Genomic DNA, 21,220 nt, shown 5'->3' with positions numbered 1-21,220 from the left:
GGGAGTTCATTGCGATGGCTTTGCTACAGCTGGAGCGCATCAGCGCACAGTACCCCGGCAGTCCGGAACCGGTACTGGCGGATATTTCCTTGAGCCTGGGGCCCCAGCAATTGCTGGTGGCCCTCGGCCCGTCCGGCAGTGGCAAGACTTCGCTGTTGAACCTGATTGCCGGTTTCGTCGAGCCCAGCGCCGGGCGCATCACCCTCGATGGCGTGCCGGTCAAAGGCCCGAGCGCCGAACGTGGCGTGGTGTTCCAGGACGACGCCCTGCTGCCCTGGCAGGACGTGCTGGCCAACGTCGGTTTCGGTCTGGAACTGGCCGGCGTGTCCCGGGATAAACGGGAAATCCGTGCCCGGGAAATGCTCGCGCTGGTGGACCTTTCCGGTTTCGAAAACCGCCGCATCTGGCAGCTCTCCGGCGGTCAGAAGCAACGTGTCGGTCTGGCCCGAGCCCTCGCCGCCGACCCGCGCGTATTGCTGATGGACGAACCCTTCGGCGCCCTCGACGCCTTCACCCGCGAACAAATGCAGGAGCTGCTGCTGCAAGTCTGGCGGCGCACCGCCAAACCGGTTTTCCTGATTACCCACGACATCGAAGAAGCGGTGTTCCTCGCCACTGACTTGATTCTGTTGGCGCCGAATCCCGGGCAAATCGTCGAGCGCCTGAGCCTGGATTTCGGCCAGCGGTACGCCGCCGGCGAGTCGGCACGGGCGATCAAATCCGACCCGCGCTTTATCGAAACCCGCGAACACGTGCTCGCCAAAGTGTTCTCCCAACGCAGCGCCGCCCAGCGGCAGGAGCGCGCATGAGCAGCTATGAAATTCCAGCGGTGACGGTGAAGCCGGGGGCGACCGTGATTCCGGTTCGTCGCCGTGTCAGCACACGCTGGATCAGTGTGTTGACGCTGATTGCTCTGGTGTTTATCTGGTGGGCCGTCACCGCCACCGGGTTGATCGAGCCGCTGTTTCTGCCGCCACCGTCCGCCGTGCTGCAAAAAGGCTGGCTGCTGGCGACCACCGGCTACATGGATTCGACCTTGTGGCAGCACTTGGGCGCGAGTCTGAGCCGGATAGGCCTGGGCCTCGGTTTCGCCGTGTTGACCGCCGTGCCGGTGGGTATCGCCATCGGGCATAACCGCATCGCTCGCGGGATTCTAGACCCGCTGATCGAGTTCTACCGCCCGATTCCACCGTTGGCTTATCTGCCACTGATCGTGATCTGGTGCGGTATCGGCGAGCTGTCGAAAGTCTTGCTGATTTACCTGGCGATCTTCGCCCCGATTGCCATCGCCACCGCCACCGGCGTGCGCACGGTTGACCCGGCCAAGTTGCGCGCCGCGCAGTCGCTGGGCGCGACCCGGGCGCAGTTGATTCGGCATGTGATTCTGCCGAGCGCGTTGCCGGATATCTTGACTGGCGTGCGGATTGGTCTGGGTGTGGGTTGGTCGACGCTGGTCGCCGCCGAATTGATTGCGGCTACCAGCGGTTTGGGCTTCATGGTGCAGTCGGCCGCGCAATTCCTGGTCACCGATGTGGTGGTGCTGGGGATTCTGGTCATCGCGCTGATCGCCTTCGCCATGGAAATGGGCCTGCGCGCGCTGCAACGCAAACTGGTGCCGTGGCACGGCCAGGCACACTGAAGCGCCTAAATTGCCCCTTTTTTGGATCAACCCCGTAGGAGCTGCCGAGTGAAACGAGGCTGCGATCTTTTGATGTTGTTTTTAGAGAGCAAGATCAAAAGATCGCAGCCTCGTTTCACTCGGCAGCTCCTACAGGTGCGGTGTCGTTCGTAAACATAGGCAACACCCGGAATTGAAGAGAACCACCATGAGCACTCTGAACATCGTCCCTTTAAGCTCGGCCCTCGGCGCGCAGATCAGCGGCATCGATGTCAGCCAGCCGCTGAACTTGGAACAACGCGACGCCATCGAACAGGCGTTGCTCAAGCACCAGGTGTTGTTCTTCCGCGACCAACCGATCACGCCGCAACAACAAGCGCGTTTCGCCGCCTATTTCGGCGACCTGCACATTCACCCGATCTACCCGAACGTGCCGGAACAGCCGGAAGTGCTGATCCTCGACACCGCCGTCACCGACGTGCGCGATAACGCAATCTGGCACACCGACGTCACCTTCCTGCCGACCCCGGCCATGGGCGCGGTGCTCAGCGCCAAATTGCTGCCGGAGTTTGGCGGCGATACGTTGTGGGCCAGCGGGATTGCGGCGTATGAAGCCTTGTCGGCGCCGCTGAAAACCTTGCTCGAAGGACTGACGGCGACCCATGACTTCACCCGTTCATTTCCGCTGGAGCGCTATGGCAACACGCCAGAAGCATTGGCCCAGTGGGAAGAAGCCCGGCGCAAGAATCCGCCGCTGTCGCACCCGGTGATCCGCACGCACCCGGTGAGCGGGCGCCGCTCGCTGTTCGTCAATGAAGGGTTCACGTCGAAGATCAATGAGCTGTCGGAGACTGAGAGCGAGGTGATTTTGAAGTTCTTGTTCGCCCATGCCACACGGCCGGAATTCACCATTCGCTGGCGCTGGCAGAAGGATGATGTGGCGTTCTGGGATAACCGCGTGACCCAGCATTACGCGGTGGACGATTACCGGCCGGCGCGGCGAGTGATGCAGCGGGCAACGGTGTTGGGGGATGTGCCGTTTTTTTAAGGTCAAAAGATCGCAGCCTCCGGCAGCTCCTACAATGATGGCGGTCGCCGCCAATATTGCGGTCGAACATCAATCCCGTAGGAGCTGCCGAAGGCTGCGATCTTTTGCTTTTTAAAAGTTACTCAGCCGTCGAAGGCTTCTCCCAAAGATTGATCCCGCCCTCTTGGGCAAACCGGTCGATCTCCGCCAGTTCTTCCGCGCTAAAGCTCAGATTCTTCAACGCCCCGACGTTCTCGATGATCTGCTCCGGCCGGCTTGCGCCGATCAGCGCCGAAGTCACGCGCGGATCGCGCAGGGTCCAGGCCAGCGCCAGTTGCGCCAGGCTTTGACCGCGACGCTTGGCGATTTCGTTGAGCCCGCGCACGTGGGCGATGTTGGCTTCGGACAGGTGCGATCCCTGCAACGAACCACCGCCCGGGCGGTTAACTCGCGCGTCTTTTGGAATGCCGTTGAGGTATTTGTCGGTCAACAGGCCTTGGGCCAACGGTGTGAAGGCGATCACCCCGGCACCGAGTTCGTCGGTGACGTCCAGCAGGTCTTTTTCGACCCAACGGTTGAGCAGGTTGTAGGCCGGTTGATGAATCAACAGCGGCACTTTCCACTCTTGCAACAGCGCGGCCATTTCCCGGGTTTTCACCCCGGAGTAGGACGAGATACCGATGTACAGCGCCTTGCCCTGTTGCACAGCGGTAGCGAGGGCGCTGGCGGTTTCTTCCAGCGGAGTGTCCGGGTCGAAGCGGTGGGAATAGAAGATGTCCACGTAATCGAGGCCCAGGCGTTGCAGGCTCTGGTCGAGGCTGGCCAGCACGTATTTGCGCGAACCGCCGCCCTGGCCGTAAGGGCCCGGCCACATGTCCCAACCAGCCTTGCTGGAGATGATCAACTCGTCGCGGTACTGCTTGAAGTCTTCGCGCAGCAAACGACCGAAGTTGATTTCGGCGCTGCCGTACGGCGGGCCGTAGTTGTTGGCCAGGTCGAAGTGGTTGATGCCCAGGTCGAACGCGGTGCGCAACAGCGAGCGCTGGGTGTCGATCGGCGTGCTGTCGCCGAAGTTGTGCCACAGACCCAGCGAGAGGGCCGGCAACACCAGCCCGCTGCGACCTACGCGGCGGTATGGGATGGAGTCATAGCGGTTTTCGGCAGCGGTGTAAGTCATCGAATCCTCTCTTGTTTGGGTTTACTACTATTTGGAATCAGGCATCAATCCGGTGGCGAGGGTGCTTGCTCCCGTTCGGCTGCGTAGCCGCGACCGGGTTCTGCTGACCCGCCAGTTTTCCGTCAGCCGTTTCTGACGGCTTTGCTGGCTGCTTTCGCTCAGTGGCAACGCCGGCAGCGGTCCGTCCAGCGGGTACGTCGCCAAGTCGAAGTTGCCCAGCATACGCCCAAGCAGTGCGACGCCAACCTCGGCGTTCGACGAATTGCTGAAACGTTTCACATTTTTCTTGGGCTTCGCTTTCAGTCTGCCGGACGACCACAAAAAAACACTGGGCTGATTGTCAGCGAGTCAGCGCTGCGAGCTCACGCTCAAGTTCGGAAGAACCGGCCTGTGCGATCACCGGTTGTCCCGCGCCATGTTCAGCGAACCGGAAATGTTCGCCGACGTGGTTGAGGATGTGTACTTTTCCGGGCGGTAGTACGTACCGCTGGCTTTTTCTCGTACGAAGGCTTCATCCTCGTAACTGTCCCAGCGTCCGGTGACCCCTGGATGGAACTCCGGAGCCCGCCAGTATTGGTCATCATGGCCGACAGGCACGTCGTGACCGATATTTTGTGCTTCGGCGGCGTTGTCGGAAGTCGCCAGATTCCACGCTGAGCGCCTCCTGAAAAATAGCCAAGAGATGCGAATTTTCGTGCCACATGGTACGGCTCTTTATCGCTGGCCGAGGCCGGTGGCGATCAGCCCGATACGCCCTGTCACAGCGCTCAATGCAGGCATCAAAGTCAGGGGTTCAAAGGGGTCTGAGCGGGCCATGCCGCTGGCAATCGGTCCGGTTGGCGACGAACAACGCGTGGAACTTCGCCACTTCGGCAATCTGCGCCAGGCGCTTGAAGTCTGGAGGTGTCGCCAGTGGAGGTGCAGCGCTTGAATTTACTGGCGTGTCGAGTGATCGAGCGCCTGAGCGATACACACACCCCTCACTGATTTACACCGCCCCCGTGGGAGTCCGAGTCAAGCCGACAGTTCGCGTAAGGCTGCGGCCGCGAGAAAGCCAGACCTCGAACTGTAGCGCTGGTCTCGCCTTACCGTCTGGTCGATACGTTCCAGCAACTGCTCAGGTAGCGTGGCATTGAAGCGAACCGACTTGCCGAAGTAAGGCGTGATATCGAACTCGACCACGCCCCACACGCCACCCGCGTAATCAGGGTTATCGATATGAGCGTCAATCTCGCGGACTTGGGGCAACGGCTCACGATCAGCCACCAGGCCTTCATAGTGCAAAGACAACGCCTCTTTAACATTTTCAAATGCCTGGGCAACCGTGCTGCCAGCGGAGAAGCACCCTGGCACGTCCGGGACAATCACGCCGTACTCTGAGTCGGCATCCTTATGCAGAACGACCGGAAATTTCATTTGGATGAATCCTTCCTGTAGTAGAGCCCCCTCGGGACGCTCGTATCCGATGACGGGGCTCATTTCAGGCCCGCCTGTTTCAATATGCTGTTGATCGTGCCTTTAGGCAGATCCGAATCCGGATGCTTGATTGTCACCCTCCCAAGCTTGCGAGAATGTTTGTACTGGTGGTGGCTACCCTTCACGGCCACCAGATACCAACCGTCTTCTTCGATCATCCTGATCATTTCCCGACTGCGCATTTTCCTTCGCCCTTTTCGACAGCAAGTGCTGCGTACTCTAGGCACCGAAAAGCAATTTTTATACACACCATACACACGATGATAAATACTAGCCGAATGAGTCCGCGCCGACACTGCTCCCGGACCAGCGGGTAACGAGCTCGACACAGCATCTTCTCAAGCAGTCCGCGGGTAATCGAACATGTGCCGATTTATGTCAGTGGCGATAAGGTGCGGGCCTGCACACTGGATCTCTATCGCACCACTAAACTGGTGAAGTGGCACAGACCAAATGCGGACCTGACAGCACATCCCCCTAAAGGACGGAATCCACCATGCACACCACCATCATCATTTTCTTCGGCCTGGTCCTGCTGGCCATGATGCTGTACATCGGCGAGCGAATCGGGTTCAGCCGTCAGACCCTGACCTACAGTTTTGTCGTGCTGTGGCTGGCGTTGACGGTGATCAATGGCGCGATTGGTGTGGTCACGGCGGGCCAGTCCGTAAGCTCGGAACTGGTGGTCGGTGCGTTGGTGTTCAGTGTGCCGGTGGCGGCGCTGGTGTTGTTCATGGTGCTGAACAAAGCCTAGGCGCCACCGGCGCCCGATCAACGCACCAGGTGCAGGAACTGCATGTGCCGTTCGTACTGGTCGAGGATGTCGTTGATGATCTGTTCCTTGGTGTAACCCACCAGATCGTAGTCCTGACTGCCTTCGCTCAAATGCACTTCGGCCCGGTAGTAGCGACGGTTGTTGAGCTGCTTGGAGCCCATGCCGCCACGGGCGAAGGATGGCGTGAAGTAGCCACGCATCTGCACTTGGTAGATGAACGGATGCTGCTCGCCATGACCGATTTCCAGGCTGACGCTGTCGTTCGCCGGGTCCGGCTGAGCGACCACGTTCAAGCCCTTCTCGACGAACACCGCCGTCACTTCTTCAATCGCCGGGCGCACCGTGGTGTCGAGGAAACGATAGACCTCATCCCTCGACGGGAAATGCACGGCCTGACTCAAGCGCTGACGCCAGCCGCCACGTTTGGAACCGGACACCGGCGCCAGGGAATGCATCTGCGCGATCTGCTTCTGGGACTCCAGGTAAAACGCTTTGTGCAGCCCCCACATCATCAGCAACAAGATCATCGAGAACGGCAGCGAGGTCAGCACCACCGCTGATTTCAGCGCATCAATGCTGCCGGAGAACAGCAGCGCACTGGTCACCAGCGCGGTCATCGCGCCCCAGAACACCCGCAGCCACTTCGGCCCGTCTTCGTCGGGGTTGCCGCCCTTGGCGGACAGCGTCGACAACACCACGGTGCCCGAATCGGCGGACGTGACGAAGAACACGAAGCTGATGAACACCGTGACCGCGATGACGGTTTTGCTCCACGGGTAGGTTTCCAGCAGCAGGTACAAGGTCATCGACGGGTTATCGATGGCCGACATGCCGAGCGCACTCATGCCGTGGTTGAGCACTTGGTCGATGGCGCTGTTGCCGAAGATCGACATCCACGCCAGGGTGAAACCGAGCGGGATCAGCAGCACGCCGAAGACGAATTCGCGGATGGTCCGGCCCCGGGAAATCCGTGCGATGAACAGGCCCACGAACGGCGACCATGCAATCCACCAGGCCCAGTAGAACACTGTCCAACCGCCCAGCCAGTCGCTGGGTTTGTCGTAGGCGTAGAGGTCGAAACTCTTCATCGGCAACGCGCCGAGGTAATCGCCGATGTTCTGGATCAAGGTGTTGAGCAGGTGCTGCGTCGGGCCGGCGAACAACACAAACAGCAGCAGCGCACAGGCCAGCAGCATGTTGATGTCGGACATGACCCGCACGCCTTTATCGACGCCGGACACCGCAACAATGATCGCCGCGCCCATCATCAGCGTGATCAGGCCGACCTGAATCCAGTGGGTGTGGGCGATGCCGAACAGGTAGTCCAGGCCTGAGTTCAGGTGCAAGACCCCGAAGCCCATGTCCGCGCCGAGACCGAACACCGTGGCGATGATGCCGAAGCCATCCACCGCGTAGCCGATCGGGCCGTTGATGCGTTTGCCGATCAGCGGATACAGCGCCGAACGCAGGGCCAGCGGCAGGTTATGCCGATACGCGAAATACGCCAGCGCCATGCCGACGAAGGCAAACACGCCCCAGCCATGCAGGCCCCAGTGCAGAAACAGAATCTGCATCGCCTGCCGCGCCGCTTCCGGCGTGCCGGCGGTGCCTTGGGGCGGTTGCGCCAAATGCGTCAGCGGTTCGGAGACACAAAAGAAAAACAGCGTGATGCTGATCCCGGCGGCGAACAGCATGCCGGCCCAGGACAGGTAACTGAATTCGGGTTCGTCGTGGTCGGCACCGAGTTTGATCTTGCCGTAGCCAGACAACGCGGTGACCACCACGAAGACCAGATACAGGGTCATCGCGAGCATGTAATACCAGCCGACCGTATTGGCCGCCCAGTTTTGCGCTTCCAGCAACCAGGCACCGGCCTGTTCGGGCATGGCCATCACGACAACGCCGAACAACAAAATGAAACCCGCCGCGAAGTAAAACACTGGCGGATTCATGCGGACCTGGCCGCTAGGAGGAGTGGACGGCGCACTCATGAAAGGCGCACCTCAAGGGGGTGAAACAGGGCAATCAGTAACGGACTCGGCAAGGGCAAGCCTCCTGTTGTGAGCGGGCAGCAAACCGGCGGTTTAACTTGAATGAGCGTTCAAGTTAAACATGAATAGCAGGCTAAGGACTAATCGCAGGGCTCGGCGGTACGTTCTGTACGCTAGCTCAAGGAAGGGTATGACGCGGGGTTTGGGGGATTCGTTCACTGGGAAATTGGCGCAATGCCATTATCTCGGTTCGGCTTGAAACCCTTCGCGGGCAAGCCTCGCTCCTACAGGTCATGCGCTCATTTGAAAATGGCGCACGACCTGTAGGAGCGAGGCTTGCCCGCGAAGAGGCCAGCTCAGTCAGCGAAGATTTCGAGGTTTACTTCTGCGTCCCATCATCATGCTGCAAATTCGCCTGGGTCAGGTTGGCCCCCGCCGGCACGCTGCGGGTCAACCAGACGTTGCCACCAATGGTCGAGCCCTTGCCAATGGTGATCCGCCCCAGAATCGTCGCCCCGGCATAGATCACCACATCGTCCTCCACAATCGGATGGCGCGGATGGCCCTTCTGCAACTGGCCGTCCTCATCCGCCGGGAAGCGCTTGGCGCCCAACGTCACGGCCTGATAAATCCGCACCCGCTCGCCGATGATCGCCGTCTCGCCAATCACCACACCCGTCCCGTGATCGATAAAGAAGCTGCGGCCGATCTGCGCCCCCGGATGAATGTCGATGCCGGTCGCCGAGTGAGCGATTTCCGCGCTGATCCGCGCCAGCAATGGCAACCCGGCGCGGTACAAATGATGGGCCAGGCGATGGTGAATCACCGCCAGAATCCCCGGGTAGCACAGCAGCACTTCATCGACGCTGCGGGCCGCCGGGTCGCCGTGATAAGCCGCCAGCACGTCGGTGTCCAACAGGCTGCGCAGCCCCGGCAAGGCGAGGGCAAATTCCTGGATGATCTGGATGGTTTTGGCTTCGACTTCGGTGTCAGCCTGGGCGCTGTGACGGGCGGCGTAGCGCAACTCAAGCCGCGCCTGGGCCAACAATGCGTTCAACGCGACGTCGAGGGTGTGGCCGACGTAGAAGTCTTCACTCTCTTCGCGCAAATCCACCGGCCCCAGGCGCATCGGGAACAACGCGCCGCACAAGGCTTCAAGAATGTCCGCCATGGCCGCCCGGGACGGCAACTCGCGACCGCCCTGCTCGCCGCTGGCCCGGCCGTTTTGTGCACGCCATTGATCACGCGCCGTGCGCAGTTGGCTGACGATGGTCTGCAATTGCCAATGGCTGGAACGCTCGCTCACGGTAAAAACTCCTCACGGGCGGCCGGACTGTCTGGCCGCGCTGACGGCGATTACTTTACGGCAAGGGCTTGGAGCCGAATTAAGAACCAATAGTGCTGTGTTCAGCACATTCGGATATAAGCGATTGGCGGTTGCCCGTACAAATGAGCGTGCCTATAGTCCTGACATCTCCCACCGCCAGTACGGACCCATGATCAAACAACAGCTTGCCCGCTTTAACCGCCTCGACCTGCTTGGCCATCCCACCGCCCTGGAAAAACTTGAACGCCTGTCGACCTGGCTGGGCCGCGATGTCTACGTCAAACGCGATGACCTGACGCCGCTGGCCATGGGCGGCAACAAGCTGCGCAAACTCGAATACCTGGCCGCCGATGCGCTGGCCCAGGGCGCCGACACCTTGATCACGGCAGGTGCGCTCCAGTCCAACCATGTACGCCAGACCGCCGCCATCGCCGCCAAACTGGGCCTGGGCTGCGTTGCGCTGCTGGAAAACCCGCTGGGCACCGACGACGCCAACTACGTCGGCAACGGCAACCGACTGCTGCTCGACCTGTTCGAAGCCAAAGTCGAATTGGTGGAAAACCTCGACAACGCCGACGAGCAACTGCAAGCCCTGGCCGATCGCTTGCGCAACAACGGCAAGAAACCGTATCTGGTGCCGATTGGTGGTTCCAACGCCCTGGGCGCGCTGGGTTACGTGCGCGCCGGCCTGGAACTGGCGGAACAGATCAAGGACACCGGCCTGCAATTCGCCGCCGTGGTCCTGGCCTCGGGCAGTGCCGGGACCCACAGCGGTCTGGCGCTGGCCTTGAGCGAAGCCATCCCGGCTCTGCCCGTGATTGGCGTGACCGTGTCGCGCAGCGAAGAAGATCAGCGGCCGAAAGTCCAAGGGCTGGCCGAACGTACCGCCGAGCTGCTGGGCGTGAGCCTGCCGGCGAATTTCAAGGTTGAACTGTGGGACGAATATTTCGGCCCGCGCTATGGCGAGCCGAATGCCGGGACGTTGTCGGCGGTGAAGCTGGTGGCGAGCCAGGAAGGTTTGCTGCTCGATCCGGTGTACACCGGCAAGGCCATGGCCGGGTTGCTGGATGGCATCGGGCGTGGGCGTTTTGAGGATGGGCCGATCATCTTCCTGCACACCGGTGGGGCGCCGGCGTTGTTTGCCTACAAAGATTTCCTGTAATCGATCAAACGAAGATCAAAAGATCGCAGCCTTCGGCAGCTCCTACGGGAGCACACCGACCCCTGTAGGAGCTGCCGAAGGCTGCGATCTTTTCCAAAGACACCACATATCTCCAAAAAGAATAACAAAATCAATATTTAGTATTTTCACATCTAACGGCGCCATCATATAGTCGCGCCGCAGGCGAATTTGGCGCGAGACGCATCCGCTGCTTTAGGGCAGGATATTGCAGTCGTCCAAATCCCGATTTTGCCAACTTTCCTAAAAGCGTCTTCATAAGAAAACACAGGGGCTTGTCATGAATTTTTCCGCACTACGTCGAAACCTGCTGGTCGGTTCGCTGGGCCTGGCACTGAGCGCCGGCCTGTTGGGTCAAGCGGTTGCCGGTGAGCAGCTGCAAAAAATCAAGGACGCAGGCGTGATCAACGTCGGCCTGGAAGGCACTTATCCTCCGTTCAGTTTCGTCGACGCCGACGGCAAACTGGCCGGCTTCGAAGTCGAGCTCTCCGAAGCCCTGGCGAAAAAACTGGGCGTTAAAGCCAAGATTCAGCCAACCAAATGGGACGGCATCCTCGCCGCGCTGGAATCCAAGCGCCTGGACGTGGTCGTCAACCAAGTGACCATCTCCGACGAGCGCAAGAAGAAGTATGACTTCTCCGAGCCGTACACCATTTCCGGGATTCAGGCGCTGGTGCTGAAGGACAAGGAAGCCAAGCTGAACATCAAGACCGCCGCTGACCTGGCCGGCAAGAAAGTCGGTGTAGGCCTGGGCACCAACTATGAACAGTGGGTCCGCGCTAATGTGCCGACCGCTGACGTGCGCACCTACGACGATGATCCGACCAAGTTCGCCGACCTGAACAATGGCCGTACCGACGCCATCCTGATCGACCGTCTGGCGGCGCTTGAATACGCCAAGAAAGCCCCGAAAACCGTGGCTGCAGGCCAAGCCTTCTCCCGTCAGGAGTCCGGCATTGCCCTGCGCAAAAATGAGCCAGAGCTGCTGGCCGCTGTGAACAAAGCCCTCGACGAGCTGCGTGCCGACGGCACACTGGCAAAGATCTCGGAAAAATACTTCCAAGCTGACGTCACTAAATAATGGAAGAAGCTTTCCAACTCGCACTGGACTCCGCGCCCTTCCTGCTGAAGGGCGCGTACTACACGGTCATCTTGAGCCTGGGCGGGATGTTCTTCGGCCTGGTGATGGGCTTCGGCCTGGCGTTGATGCGCCTGTCGCGGTTCAAATCGGTCAGCTGGCTGGCGCGCATCTACGTGTCGTTCTTTCGCGGCACGCCGTTGCTGGTGCAACTGTTCGTGATCTATTACGGCTTGCCGCAATTGGGCGTCGAACTTGATCCGCTGCCAGCGGCCCTGATCGGCTTCTCGCTGAACATGGCCGCCTACGCCTGCGAAATCCTGCGTGCCGCGATCAGCTCCATCGAGCGTGGCCAGTGGGAAGCTGCCGCCAGTATCGGCATGACCCGCGCGCAGACCCTGCGCCGGGCCATCATTCCGCAAGCGATGCGCACGGCTTTACCGCCGCTGGGCAACAGCTTTATTTCGCTGGTCAAGGACACGGCACTGGCCGCCACCATCCAGGTGCCGGAACTGTTCCGCCAGGCGCAACTGATCACCGCCCGGACTTTCGAAGTCTTCACCATGTATCTCGCCGCCGCGCTGATCTACTGGATTCTGGCCACGGTGCTGTCGCACCTGCAGAACAAGTTGGAAGAGCGGGTCAATCGGCACGACCAGGAGTCCTGACCCAATGATTGTCGTGGAAAAACTGACAAAGCAGTTCAAGGGTCAAGTGGTGCTCAACGGCATCGATCTGGAAGTGAAGGAAGGTGAGGTCGTCGCGATTATCGGGCCGAGCGGTTCGGGTAAAACCACGTTCCTGCGCTGCCTGAACTTCCTTGAAGAACCCACCAGCGGCCGGATCAAGGTTGGCGACATCGAAATCGATGGCAGCCGCCCGTTGAACCAGCAGCAAGGCCTGGTGCGTCGTTTGCGCCAGCATGTCGGTTTCGTGTTCCAGAACTTCAACCTGTTCCCGCATCGCACGGCCCTTGAGAACGTGATCGAAGGCCCGATCATCGTGAAGAAGATCCCGCACGACGAAGCCGTTGCCTTGGGCAAAAAGCTCTTGGCCCGAGTGGGTCTGGCGGGCAAGGAAGACGCTTACCCGCGACGCCTGTCCGGTGGTCAGCAACAGCGCGTGGCGATTGCCCGGGCGCTGGCGATGGAGCCGGAAGTCATTCTGTTCGACGAACCCACCTCGGCGCTCGACCCGGAACTGGTTGGCGAAGTGCTGTCGACCATCCGCAGCCTCGCCGAAGAGAACCGCACCATGGTCATCGTCACCCACGAAATGGGCTTTGCCCGGGACGTGGCGAACCGCGTGGTGTTTTTCGACAAGGGTGTGATTGTCGAGCAAGGCGAAGCCAAGGCGTTGTTTGCCAATCCAAAAGAAGAACGCACCCGGCAGTTCCTCAGCAAGTTCCTGAATAACGCGCACCACTGAAACACCGCTTGATACTTGTTAACTTCCACGGACGGAAGTGACATTTACCCTCCACACAAAACATCCGCTTATCGAAACGCCCTCGTAACTAACCTATACAACTCTCCATCCCCATGAGCGGTACATATTTATGTGCTGCAACAAAATCATCGCGCCTTTATGTGTCGCATCGGTTCAACCATCACGCCGCATCAAAACGGGCGAAAGTCGGGTAATGTTCGACGCAACGCTGACGCTTATTAACTTCAGCGCGTAGGATATTTCTGATTAACGCTGATTCCGCCGCGCAACTAACAAACTCTATTGACACTTATTCGAGCACTCTCTTATCTAGTCTCCAGCAGGCGCCGGCACCCAACTCAATTGTTATTAACACTTGCCTATAACTCACTGTTTTGTTGCTCGGTAATTCACGCCTTTTGATCTTCCAGAAACGGACTTCGCTGCAAGGCTTCAAGGAGAGAAACCCATGACAAGCACCTCGACCAAACCCGAACTTGCGGCCCCGACCCTGGCGCAATCCCACAAGAGCGGCATCAACATCACCTCGGCTGCCCACCTGCTGATCGCGGTAGCGCCCTATCCCGGCATGGACGAAGGCGATCTGATCGAACTGTACTGGGACAACTGCTACGTCGCCTCAAAAGCCCTGATCGTCGACGACATCGGTCAACCCGTGCGGCTGCGAGTGCCCGAGAGCTTTGTCATCAACGGCACCTCCCACCTCCACTACCGTGTCATGCAGGTCGGGCGAGACCCGGCGCTGTCACTGACGACACGGGTGCAGATCAAGCTCGATTGCCCGGGCGGCCAGTCGCCGGGCGCGTCCGGTGACGAAAACCAGGGCCTGGCGCCGGTGAACATCCCCGACACCATTCGCCGCCAAGGGGTCAACCCGAACCAGATCAAACGCGGCGTACCGCTGACCATCGAGCCCTACCTGAACATGGCCATCGACGACGAAATCACCCTGCGCTGGGGCGATGTGCGCATGGACTTGCCCAAGCTCAAGGCCGGCGATATCGGCCAGCCGATCCAGGTCTGGGTGCCGCCGGCGATCATTCTCGAAGCCGGCGAAGACCTGCGTCTGGAAGTGACCTACTGCATCCTCGACCGGGTGGGCAATAACTCCCGCTGGGCGCCGCCGCGAATGTTGAAGATCGGCTGCGCCAATCCCTACCTGAAAGTGCCGCTGAAAGAACAACTCAAAGCCGCAGAACCCCGCCAACAGTAAAAACACCACCACCCCTGTAGGAGCAAGGCTTGCCCGCGAAGAGGCCGTGTCAGTCGAAATAAAAAGTGCCTGACACACCGCCTTCGCGAGCAAGCCCGCTCCCACAGGGAGTGCGTATTCAGGTTTGGCTGTTGCCACACCAACAACTGTTGCCCCACGGACAGACGCCCTTCTATGCATATTCCTAAAAGTTAGTTTATTAATTATTTATACGCGTTTAGGGTATATAAACCGGACCACCGGACATTCTTGTTTTTCGTTCGCCGCCACCATCGCGGCGTTTTTCATGAGATGTGAGGTAGGTATGGTCCGGAACACAATCACCCCAGTGCAGAACGCCAGCGCATTGCGTGCAGCCAAGGAGTGGCGCTGATGTCCAATCTGGCAGATGCAACGATCCAGAGTGATCTGGATATCGCCCCCCTGTTGTTGCCCGCGCAGGTTTTGCGCAACGACGCACAAGCCATCAAGGCTGCCCACGAGCTGGCGCAAGTCGCCCGCCTGCAAGCGGCCAAACGTGATCAGCAGCGCAAGCTGCCGTGGTCGGAAATCGAACAGTTCACCCGCAGCGGCCTCGGCAGTATTGCCATCCCGCGCGAGTACGGTGGCCCGCAGGTTTCGTTCGTCACCATCGCCGAGGTGTTCGCGATCATTTCCGCAGCCGATCCGGCGTTGGGGCAGATCCCGCAGAACCAGTTCGGCATCCTCAACCTGGTGCTCGGCAGCGCCACGGAAGCGCAGAAAAAACAGCTGTTCAAAAGCGTGCTCGAAGGCTGGCGCATCGGCAATGCCGGGCCGGAACGCGGCACCAAAAACACCCTCGAATTGAAAGCGCGGATCACCGCTGACGGCGACGGATTTGTCATCAGTGGCCAGAAGTTTTACTCCACCGGCGCGCTGTTCGCCCACTGGGTGGCGGTCAAGGCGTTGAATGACGACGGCAAGCAAGTGCTGGCCTTCGTCCGCCGTGGCACACCGGGTTTGCGCATTGTCGATGACTGGTCCGGTTTCGGTCAGCGCACCACCGCCAGCGGCACCATTTTGCTCAACAACGTGCGGGTCGACGCCGAGCTGGTGGTGGACAACTGGAAGATCAACGACAACCCGAACATCCAGGGCGCCGTGTCGCAATTGATTCAAGCGGCCATCGACGCCGGCATCGCCCGTGGCGCCATCGACGACGCCATCGAATTTGTGAAAACCCGTGCCCGGCCGTGGATCGACGCCAACGTCGAACGGGCCAGCGATGACCTCTACGTGATCGCCGACATCGGCAAACTGAAAATTGAATTGCACGCCGCCGAAGCGCTGCTGCGCAAGGCCGGAAAGGTGCTCGATCAGGTCAACGCCGCGCCGCTCACCGCCGCGTCCGCCGCCCGCGCCTCGATTGCCGTGGCCGAAGCCAAAGTGCTGACCACCGAGATCTCGTTGCTGGCCAGCGAAAAACTCTTCGAACTGGCCGGCAGCCGCGCCACCCTCGCCGAATTCAACCTCGACCGGCACTGGCGCAACGCTCGCGTGCACACCCTGCACGACCCCGTTCGCTGGAAATACTACGCCGTCGGCACTTACCACTTGAACGGTACGTTGCCCGCTCGCCACTCCTGGATTTAACGACCAGACCTCTGGAGAAACACATGACTCTTTCTCACCACGTCGCGGTCATAACCAGCGATGAGCAAGCCCTGATTGTCGCCAGCGACCTGGCCGACGATTTCAAACGCGACAGCGCCCTGCGCGACCGCGAACGCCGTTTGCCGCACCCGGAACTCGAAGTGTTTTCCCGTTCGGGCCTGTGGGGCATCAGCGTGCCGAAAGCATACGGCGGCGCTGGCGTGTCCAACGTCACCCTGGCCAAAGTCATTGCCCTGATCGCCCAGGCTGACAGCTCCCTGGGCCAAATCCCGCAAAACCATTTCTACGCCCTAGAAGTGCTGCGAGTGAACGGCAGCGACGCGCAGAAAAAACGCCTGTACGCCGAAGTCCTGGCCGGCCAGCGCTTCGGCAATGCCCTCGCCGAACTGGGCACCAAAACCGCCCACGACCGCGTCACCAGCCTCAAACGCGACGGCGACGGCTATCGCATCAACGGGCGCAAGTTCTACGCCACCGGCGCGATTTACGCCCAGCGCATCCCGACCTCGGTGGTGGATGAAAACGGCGTACAGCAACTGGCGTTCGTGCCCCGCGACAGCAAAGGCCTGAGCGTGATCGACGACTGGAGTGGTTTCGGCCAGCGCACCACCGGCAGCGGTTCGGTGGTGTTCGAAGACGTGTACGTCGCCGCCGAAGACGTGATCCCGTTTCAAAGTGCGTTCGAGCGCCCGACCACCGTTGGCCCGCTCGCGCAGATTCTTCACGCCGCCATCGACACCGGTATCGCCCGCGCCGCTTACGAAGATGCCCTGCACTTCGTGCGCACCAAAACCCGGCCGTGGATCGACGCCACCCATGAAAAAGCCATCGAAGATCCGCTGACCCTCAAGAGCTTCGGCCACTTGGCGATTCGCTTGCACGCCACCGAAGCGCTGCTGGAGCGCGCCGGCGAATTCCTCGACACGGCCCAGGCCGAGACGAACGCCGAGACCGTCGCCGCCGCCTCGATTGCCGTCGCCGAAGCCCGGGCCATCAGCACCGAAATCTCCCTCGCCGCCGGCAGTACGTTGTTCGAACTGGCCGGCAGCCAGGCGACCCTGATCGAACACGGTCTGGATCGCCACTGGCGCAACGCCCGGGTGCACACCCTGCACGACCCGGTGCGCTGGAAGTACCACGCGGTCGGTAATTACTACCTCAACGATGAGAACCCGCCGCTACGGGGGACGATCTGATGAGCGAGGCCAAGAAAAAGATCCTGCTCAACGCGTTCAACATGAACTGCATCGGGCACATCAACCATGGCCTGTGGACCCATCCACGGGACAACTCCACCGACTACAAAACCATCGAATACTGGACCGAACTGGCACAACTGCTGGAACGTGGGCTGTTCGACGGTTTGTTCATCGCGGACATCGTCGGCGTGTACGACGTCTACCAGAACTCGGTGGACGTCACGCTCAAAGAGTCGATCCAGTTGCCGGTCAACGATCCGCTGTTGCTGGTCTCGGCCATGGCCGCCGTGACGAAAAACCTCGGTTTTGGCCTCACCGCCAACCTGACCTACGAGGCGCCGTATCTGTTCGCCCGGCGCATGTCGACCCTCGATCATTTGAGTCGCGGCCGGGTCGGCTGGAACATCGTCACCGGTTACCTCGATAGCGCCGCAAAAGCCATGGGCCTGAGCGAACAAGTCGAGCACGACCGTCGTTACGATCAGGCCGACGAGTACTTGCAAGTGCTCTACAAACTCTGGGAGGGCAGCTGGGAAAACGGCGCGGTGCTCAACGATCCCCAGCAGCGGATCTACGCGCAGCCGGAGAAAGTGCACAAGGTCGAGCACAAGGGCGAGTTCTATCAGGTCGAGGGTTATCACCTCTGCGAGCCGTCGCCGCAGCGCACGCCGGTGCTGTTCCAGGCCGGCAGTTCGGATCGCGGTTTGCTGTTCGCCGGGCGCCATGCCGAGTGCGTGTTTATCAGCGGCCAGAACAAACCGTCGACCAAGGTGCAAGTGGACAAGGTCCGCGCCAGCGCCGTCGAGGCCGGGCGCAATCCCGAGGACATCAAGGTGTTCATGGGCCTGAACGTGATCGTCGGCGCCACCGAAGAGCTTGCCTGGAAGAAGCACGCCGAGTACCTGAGCTACGCCAGTGCCGAGGCCGGCGTGGCGCATTTCTCGGCGTCCACCGCGATCGATTTTTCCCAGTACGAGATCGACGAACCGATCCAGTACGTGAAGAGCAACGCGATCCAGTCGGCGACCAAGAACCTGCAAAACAACGACTGGACCCGGCGCAAATTGCTCGAACAACACGCCCTCGGTGGCCGCTACATCACCGTGGTCGGCTCACCGGAACAAGTGGCCGATGAGCTGGAATCGTGGATCGCTGAAACCGGGCTGGATGGCTTCAACCTGACGCGGATTGTCACGCCGGAAAGCTATGTGGATTTCATCGATCTGGTGATCCCGGAGTTGCAGCGTCGTGGCTCGTACAAGACCGCTTACGACAGCGGCAGCCTGCGCGAGAAGCTGTTTCACGGCGAGGCGCATTTGCCGGAGCAACACACGGGCGCAGCGTTTCGCCGTTAGAAGCTTCGCGGGCAAGCCTCGCTCCTACAGGGGATCGCATTGCCCTTGTAGGAGCGAGGCTTGCCCGCGAAGAGGCCCGACCAAACACCCAAAATTTAATGCACTGACTGGAATAACCATCATGACCAAGAAACGCCTGTCCCACCCAGTCAAAGCACTGGCCCTGGCCCTCGGCCTGTTCAGCGCGGCGGTGTTCGCCGCCGACGCGCCGCTGAAAGTCGGCACCACCGCCGCGTTCGCCATTCCGCTGGAAGCCGCCGTCGAGGAAGCCTCCAAACAAGGCCTGAAAGTCGAACTGGTGGAATTCACCGACTGGATCGCGCCGAACGTCAGCCTCGCCGCCGGCGACATCGACGTGAACTATTTCCAGCACGTGCCCTTCCTGGAAAACGCCAAGGCTGCCGCCGGTTTTGACCTGGTGCCGTTTGCGCCGGGCATCATCAACAACGTCGGCCTCTACTCGAAGAAATACAAAAGCTTCGACGAACTGCCCCAAGGCGCCACCGTGGCCATCGCCAACGACCCGATCAACAGCGGTCGCGGCCTGCAACTGTTGGCCAAGGCTGGCCTGATCACCCTCAAACCGGGTGTCGGCTACAAAGCCACCGAAGAAGACATCATCGCCAACCCGAAGAAGATCAAAATCCTTCAGGTCGAAGCCGTGCAACTGGTGCGCGCCTATGACGACGCCGATCTGGTCCAGGGTTACCCGGCCTACATTCGCCTGGCGAAGACCTTCGATGCCGGTTCGGCGCTGCTGTTTGACGGCCTCGATCACAAGGAATACGTAATCCAGTTCGTGATCCAGCCAAAAAGCAAAACCGACCCGCGCCTGATCAAATTCGTCGACATCTACCAGCATTCGCCAGCCGTGCGTGCGGCGCTGGATAAGGCCCACGGCAAGCTCTATCAAGCCGGCTGGGAAAGCTGAGCATGACGGCCGCGATCCAACGGCGACTGGATATTCCAGAGCCTCAGAAAGCCGATCACACCGAGCTGCACCCGGAGCTCAACCGCGCCCATGTGCGCTTCATCGGCCTGGGCAAAACCTACAACGGCCAGCAAGGCCCGGTGGCGGCGTTGCACGGCATCGACCTGGCGATCCAGCGCGGTGAAGTGTTCGGCATCATCGGTCGCAGCGGCGCCGGCAAGTCGTCGCTGATCCGCACCATCAATCGCCTGGAGCAACCGAGCACCGGCCGGGTGTTGATCGATCAAGTGGACATCGGCGAGTTCGATGAAGACCGCTTGGTGGCGCTGCGCCGGCGGATTGGGATGATCTTCCAGCACTTCAATCTGATGTCGGCCAAGACCGTTTGGCAGAACGTCGAATTACCGTTGAAAGTGGCCGGTGTACCCAAGGACAAGCGCGAAAAAAAGGTTCGTGAACTGCTGGAACTGGTGGGCCTGCAAGAGAAGCACAAGGCCTACCCGGCGCAGCTGTCCGGCGGGCAGAAACAGCGCGTCGGCATCGCCCGGGCGCTGGTGCATGACCCGGAAATTCTGCTGTGCGACGAAGCCACGTCGGCGCTCGACCCGGAGACCACGCAATCGATCCTCGGCCTGCTGCGCGAGATCAATCAGCGCCTCGGTTTGACCATCGTGCTCATCACCCACGAGATGGCGGTGATCCGCGACATCTGCGACCGCGTTGTGGTGCTTGAGCACGGGCGTGTCGTCGAGCAAGGGCCGGTGTGGGAAGTCTTCGGCAACCCGCAGCACGAAGTCAGCAAGACCTTGCTCGCGCCGCTGCAACACGGTTTGCCGGAGGAATTGCAGAGTCGTTTGCAGGCCCAACCGCAATCTTCCGCCGCCGCCGTGGTGCTGCGTCTGCAATTCACCGGCAGCGCGACCGACGAACCGGATCTGGCCGCGCTGTTCGCTGCCCTCGGTGGCCGCGTGCGTCTGCTTCAGGGCGGCGTGGAACGGATTCAGGGGCATGCGCTGGGGCAATTGCTGTTGGCGGTGGCAGGTTCGCCCCTGAGCGCTGAGGAACTGCGTCAGCGCGCCGGCAACTGGGCGCAACAGGTGGAGGTGCTGGGTTATGTGGTTTGATCGCTTGCTTCAGGGCTTTATCGACACGTTTTTGATGGTCGGCGTGTCGTCGCTGATCGCGCTGCTGGCGGGGATTCCGATGGCGGTGATTCTGGTCACCAGTTCCAAGGGCGGGATCTATGAAGCGCCAACGCTGAACCGCGTGCTGGGCGCGTTCGTGAACCTGTTTCGCTCGATCCCGTTTTTGATTTTGATGGTGGCGCTGATTCCGTTCACGCGGTTGATCGTCGGCACCACGTACGGTGTGTGGGCGGCGGTTGTTCCGCTGACCATTGCCGCCACGCCGTTTTTTGCGCGCATCGCTGAAGTGAGCTTGCGCGAGGTCGATCACGGCTTGGTCGAAGCCGCGCAAGCGATGGGTTGCCGGCGCTGGCACATCGTCTGGCATGTGCTGCTGCCTGAAGCGCTGCCGGGGATTGTCGGCGGTTTCACCATCACGCTGGTGACGATGATCAACTCGTCCGCCATGGCCGGGGCGATTGGCGCTGGCGGGTTGGGGGACATTGCGTATCGGTACGGGTATCAGCGCTTTGACAGCCAGATCATGTTGACGGTGATTGTGTTGCTGGTGGTGTTGGTGGCGATTATTCAGTTGGGCGGGGATCGGTTGGCTCGGGGGTTGAACAAGCGTTGAGTGAAGATCAAAAGATCGCAGCCTGCGGCAG

Annotated in this window: 22 protein-coding genes; 15 read left to right on the top strand and 7 right to left on the bottom strand. The window is 60.4% G+C overall.

The window, feature by feature from the left end; all coding sequences use genetic code 11:
• Positions 1-14: 14 nt before the first annotated feature.
• From tauB to tauD, 3 genes are all read left to right on the top strand, one after another.
• Positions 15-809, top strand: a complete 795-nt coding sequence (gene tauB, locus V5E99_RS15110; RefSeq protein ID WP_499803150.1) for a taurine ABC transporter ATP-binding subunit — start codon at positions 15-17, stop codon at positions 807-809.
• On the top strand, positions 806-1,639 hold the full coding sequence (gene tauC / locus V5E99_RS15105) for a taurine ABC transporter permease TauC (protein ID WP_499803149.1): 834 nt from the start codon (positions 806-808) through the stop codon (positions 1,637-1,639). Before tauB ends, tauC begins: the two co-directional genes overlap by 4 nt.
• Before the next feature lie 187 nt (positions 1,640-1,826).
• The gene (tauD, locus tag V5E99_RS15100; protein ID WP_499803148.1) at positions 1,827-2,666 is read left to right on the top strand and encodes a taurine dioxygenase; all 840 of its coding nucleotides are present in this window, start codon (positions 1,827-1,829) and stop codon (positions 2,664-2,666) included.
• 118 nt (positions 2,667-2,784) lie between these two features.
• On the opposite strand, the gene mgrA is transcribed toward tauD, so the two are convergent.
• The 5 genes from mgrA to V5E99_RS15075 all read right to left on the bottom strand — a co-directional run bounded on the left by mgrA (position 2,785) and on the right by V5E99_RS15075 (position 5,480).
• Positions 2,785-3,822, bottom strand: coding sequence for an L-glyceraldehyde 3-phosphate reductase (gene mgrA, locus V5E99_RS15095; protein WP_499803147.1), 1,038 nt, complete (start codon positions 3,820-3,822; stop codon positions 2,785-2,787).
• Positions 3,823-3,849: 27 nt separating this feature from the next.
• Positions 3,850-4,101, bottom strand: a complete 252-nt coding sequence (locus tag V5E99_RS15090; protein ID WP_499803146.1) for a hypothetical protein — start codon at positions 4,099-4,101, stop codon at positions 3,850-3,852.
• 117 nt (positions 4,102-4,218) lie between these two features.
• Positions 4,219-4,419 carry a hypothetical protein gene (locus V5E99_RS15085; protein WP_499803145.1) on the bottom strand — a complete coding sequence of 67 codons (201 nt, stop codon included), beginning with the start codon at positions 4,417-4,419 and terminating at the stop codon, positions 4,219-4,221.
• 417 nt (positions 4,420-4,836) lie between these two features.
• The gene (locus tag V5E99_RS15080; RefSeq protein ID WP_499803144.1) at positions 4,837-5,238 is read right to left on the bottom strand and encodes a type II toxin-antitoxin system HicB family antitoxin; all 402 of its coding nucleotides are present in this window, start codon (positions 5,236-5,238) and stop codon (positions 4,837-4,839) included.
• Positions 5,239-5,297: 59 nt separating this feature from the next.
• Positions 5,298-5,480: a type II toxin-antitoxin system HicA family toxin gene (locus V5E99_RS15075; RefSeq protein ID WP_499803143.1), complete on the bottom strand. Its 183-nt coding sequence runs from the start codon at positions 5,478-5,480 to the stop codon at positions 5,298-5,300.
• A 314-nt stretch (positions 5,481-5,794) separates the two neighbouring features.
• On the opposite strand from V5E99_RS15075, the gene V5E99_RS15070 reads away from it, so the two are divergent.
• A complete protein-coding gene (locus V5E99_RS15070; protein ID WP_499803142.1) occupies positions 5,795-6,052 on the top strand; it encodes a hypothetical protein in 258 nt (85 codons plus the stop codon).
• Positions 6,053-6,069: 17 nt separating this feature from the next.
• Here the strand turns inward: V5E99_RS15070 and betT are convergent, their stop codons facing one another.
• Both betT and epsC read right to left on the bottom strand, forming a co-directional pair.
• Positions 6,070-8,064 (bottom strand): choline transporter BetT, encoded by a 1,995-nt coding sequence (gene betT, locus V5E99_RS15065; protein WP_499803141.1) that lies wholly within the window; start codon positions 8,062-8,064, stop codon positions 6,070-6,072.
• A 379-nt stretch (positions 8,065-8,443) separates the two neighbouring features.
• A complete protein-coding gene (epsC, locus tag V5E99_RS15060; protein ID WP_499803140.1) occupies positions 8,444-9,370 on the bottom strand; it encodes a serine O-acetyltransferase EpsC in 927 nt (308 codons plus the stop codon).
• Between the two features lie 190 nt (positions 9,371-9,560).
• On the opposite strand from epsC, the gene V5E99_RS15055 reads away from it, so the two are divergent.
• The 11 genes from V5E99_RS15055 to V5E99_RS15005 all read left to right on the top strand — a co-directional run bounded on the left by V5E99_RS15055 (position 9,561) and on the right by V5E99_RS15005 (position 21,189).
• Entirely contained in the window at positions 9,561-10,553 is a 993-nt protein-coding gene (locus V5E99_RS15055; protein WP_499803139.1) for a D-cysteine desulfhydrase, read from the top strand.
• Positions 10,554-10,851: 298 nt separating this feature from the next.
• Positions 10,852-11,652, top strand: coding sequence for a cystine ABC transporter substrate-binding protein (gene tcyJ, locus V5E99_RS15050; protein ID WP_499803138.1), 801 nt, complete (start codon positions 10,852-10,854; stop codon positions 11,650-11,652).
• Positions 11,652-12,317: a cystine ABC transporter permease gene (gene tcyL / locus V5E99_RS15045; RefSeq protein ID WP_499803137.1), complete on the top strand. Its 666-nt coding sequence runs from the start codon at positions 11,652-11,654 to the stop codon at positions 12,315-12,317. Before tcyJ ends, tcyL begins: the two co-directional genes overlap by 1 nt.
• A 4-nt stretch (positions 12,318-12,321) precedes the next feature.
• On the top strand, positions 12,322-13,077 hold the full coding sequence (gene tcyN / locus V5E99_RS15040) for an L-cystine ABC transporter ATP-binding protein TcyN (RefSeq protein WP_499803136.1): 756 nt from the start codon (positions 12,322-12,324) through the stop codon (positions 13,075-13,077).
• A 469-nt stretch (positions 13,078-13,546) separates the two neighbouring features.
• A complete protein-coding gene (locus tag V5E99_RS15035) occupies positions 13,547-14,311 on the top strand; it encodes a hypothetical protein (RefSeq protein ID WP_499803135.1) in 765 nt (254 codons plus the stop codon).
• 372 nt (positions 14,312-14,683) lie between these two features.
• Positions 14,684-15,925, top strand: a complete 1,242-nt coding sequence (locus tag V5E99_RS15030) for an SfnB family sulfur acquisition oxidoreductase (protein WP_499803134.1) — start codon at positions 14,684-14,686, stop codon at positions 15,923-15,925.
• 23 nt (positions 15,926-15,948) lie between these two features.
• Complete coding sequence (locus V5E99_RS15025; protein ID WP_499803133.1) at positions 15,949-17,142, top strand: SfnB family sulfur acquisition oxidoreductase; 1,194 nt, start codon at positions 15,949-15,951, stop codon at positions 17,140-17,142.
• On the top strand, positions 17,142-18,500 hold the full coding sequence (locus V5E99_RS15020; RefSeq protein ID WP_499803132.1) for an LLM class flavin-dependent oxidoreductase: 1,359 nt from the start codon (positions 17,142-17,144) through the stop codon (positions 18,498-18,500). Before V5E99_RS15025 ends, V5E99_RS15020 begins: the two co-directional genes overlap by 1 nt.
• 121 nt (positions 18,501-18,621) lie before the next feature.
• The gene (locus V5E99_RS15015) at positions 18,622-19,431 is read left to right on the top strand and encodes a MetQ/NlpA family ABC transporter substrate-binding protein (protein WP_499803131.1); all 810 of its coding nucleotides are present in this window, start codon (positions 18,622-18,624) and stop codon (positions 19,429-19,431) included.
• 2 nt (positions 19,432-19,433) lie between these two features.
• Positions 19,434-20,555 (top strand): methionine ABC transporter ATP-binding protein, encoded by a 1,122-nt coding sequence (locus tag V5E99_RS15010; RefSeq protein WP_499803130.1) that lies wholly within the window; start codon positions 19,434-19,436, stop codon positions 20,553-20,555.
• Complete coding sequence (locus V5E99_RS15005; RefSeq protein WP_499803129.1) at positions 20,545-21,189, top strand: methionine ABC transporter permease; 645 nt, start codon at positions 20,545-20,547, stop codon at positions 21,187-21,189. The genes V5E99_RS15010 and V5E99_RS15005 overlap by 11 nt, the downstream gene beginning before the upstream one ends.
• Positions 21,190-21,220: the final 31 nt, after the last annotated feature.

It is taken from the genome of Janthinobacterium sp. LPB2021202312-11-4 (genome assembly GCF_037049705.1).
In the GTDB taxonomy this organism is placed as follows: Bacteria; Pseudomonadota; Gammaproteobacteria; order Pseudomonadales; family Pseudomonadaceae; genus Aquipseudomonas.
The sequence above is the reverse complement of the archived record's forward strand: the minus strand, read 5'-3'. Positions and strand labels throughout refer to the sequence as shown.

Coding starts and splice junctions, on each gene's coding strand:
- tauB (WP_499803150.1), top strand. CDS start 15: ATGGCTTTGCTACAGCTGGAGCGCATCAGCGCACAGTACCCCGGCAGT.
- tauC (WP_499803149.1), top strand. CDS start 806: ATGAGCAGCTATGAAATTCCAGCGGTGACGGTGAAGCCGGGGGCGACC.
- tauD (WP_499803148.1), top strand. CDS start 1,827: ATGAGCACTCTGAACATCGTCCCTTTAAGCTCGGCCCTCGGCGCGCAG.
- mgrA (WP_499803147.1), bottom strand. CDS start 3,822: ATGACTTACACCGCTGCCGAAAACCGCTATGACTCCATCCCATACCGC.
- V5E99_RS15080 (WP_499803144.1), bottom strand. CDS start 5,238: ATGAAATTTCCGGTCGTTCTGCATAAGGATGCCGACTCAGAGTACGGC.
- V5E99_RS15075 (WP_499803143.1), bottom strand. CDS start 5,480: ATGCGCAGTCGGGAAATGATCAGGATGATCGAAGAAGACGGTTGGTAT.
- V5E99_RS15070 (WP_499803142.1), top strand. CDS start 5,795: ATGCACACCACCATCATCATTTTCTTCGGCCTGGTCCTGCTGGCCATG.
- betT (WP_499803141.1), bottom strand. CDS start 8,064: ATGAGTGCGCCGTCCACTCCTCCTAGCGGCCAGGTCCGCATGAATCCG.
- V5E99_RS15055 (WP_499803139.1), top strand. CDS start 9,561: ATGATCAAACAACAGCTTGCCCGCTTTAACCGCCTCGACCTGCTTGGC.
- tcyJ (WP_499803138.1), top strand. CDS start 10,852: ATGAATTTTTCCGCACTACGTCGAAACCTGCTGGTCGGTTCGCTGGGC.
- tcyL (WP_499803137.1), top strand. CDS start 11,652: ATGGAAGAAGCTTTCCAACTCGCACTGGACTCCGCGCCCTTCCTGCTG.
- tcyN (WP_499803136.1), top strand. CDS start 12,322: ATGATTGTCGTGGAAAAACTGACAAAGCAGTTCAAGGGTCAAGTGGTG.
- V5E99_RS15035 (WP_499803135.1), top strand. CDS start 13,547: ATGACAAGCACCTCGACCAAACCCGAACTTGCGGCCCCGACCCTGGCG.
- V5E99_RS15030 (WP_499803134.1), top strand. CDS start 14,684: ATGTCCAATCTGGCAGATGCAACGATCCAGAGTGATCTGGATATCGCC.
- V5E99_RS15025 (WP_499803133.1), top strand. CDS start 15,949: ATGACTCTTTCTCACCACGTCGCGGTCATAACCAGCGATGAGCAAGCC.
- V5E99_RS15020 (WP_499803132.1), top strand. CDS start 17,142: ATGAGCGAGGCCAAGAAAAAGATCCTGCTCAACGCGTTCAACATGAAC.
- V5E99_RS15015 (WP_499803131.1), top strand. CDS start 18,622: ATGACCAAGAAACGCCTGTCCCACCCAGTCAAAGCACTGGCCCTGGCC.
- V5E99_RS15010 (WP_499803130.1), top strand. CDS start 19,434: ATGACGGCCGCGATCCAACGGCGACTGGATATTCCAGAGCCTCAGAAA.
- V5E99_RS15005 (WP_499803129.1), top strand. CDS start 20,545: ATGTGGTTTGATCGCTTGCTTCAGGGCTTTATCGACACGTTTTTGATG.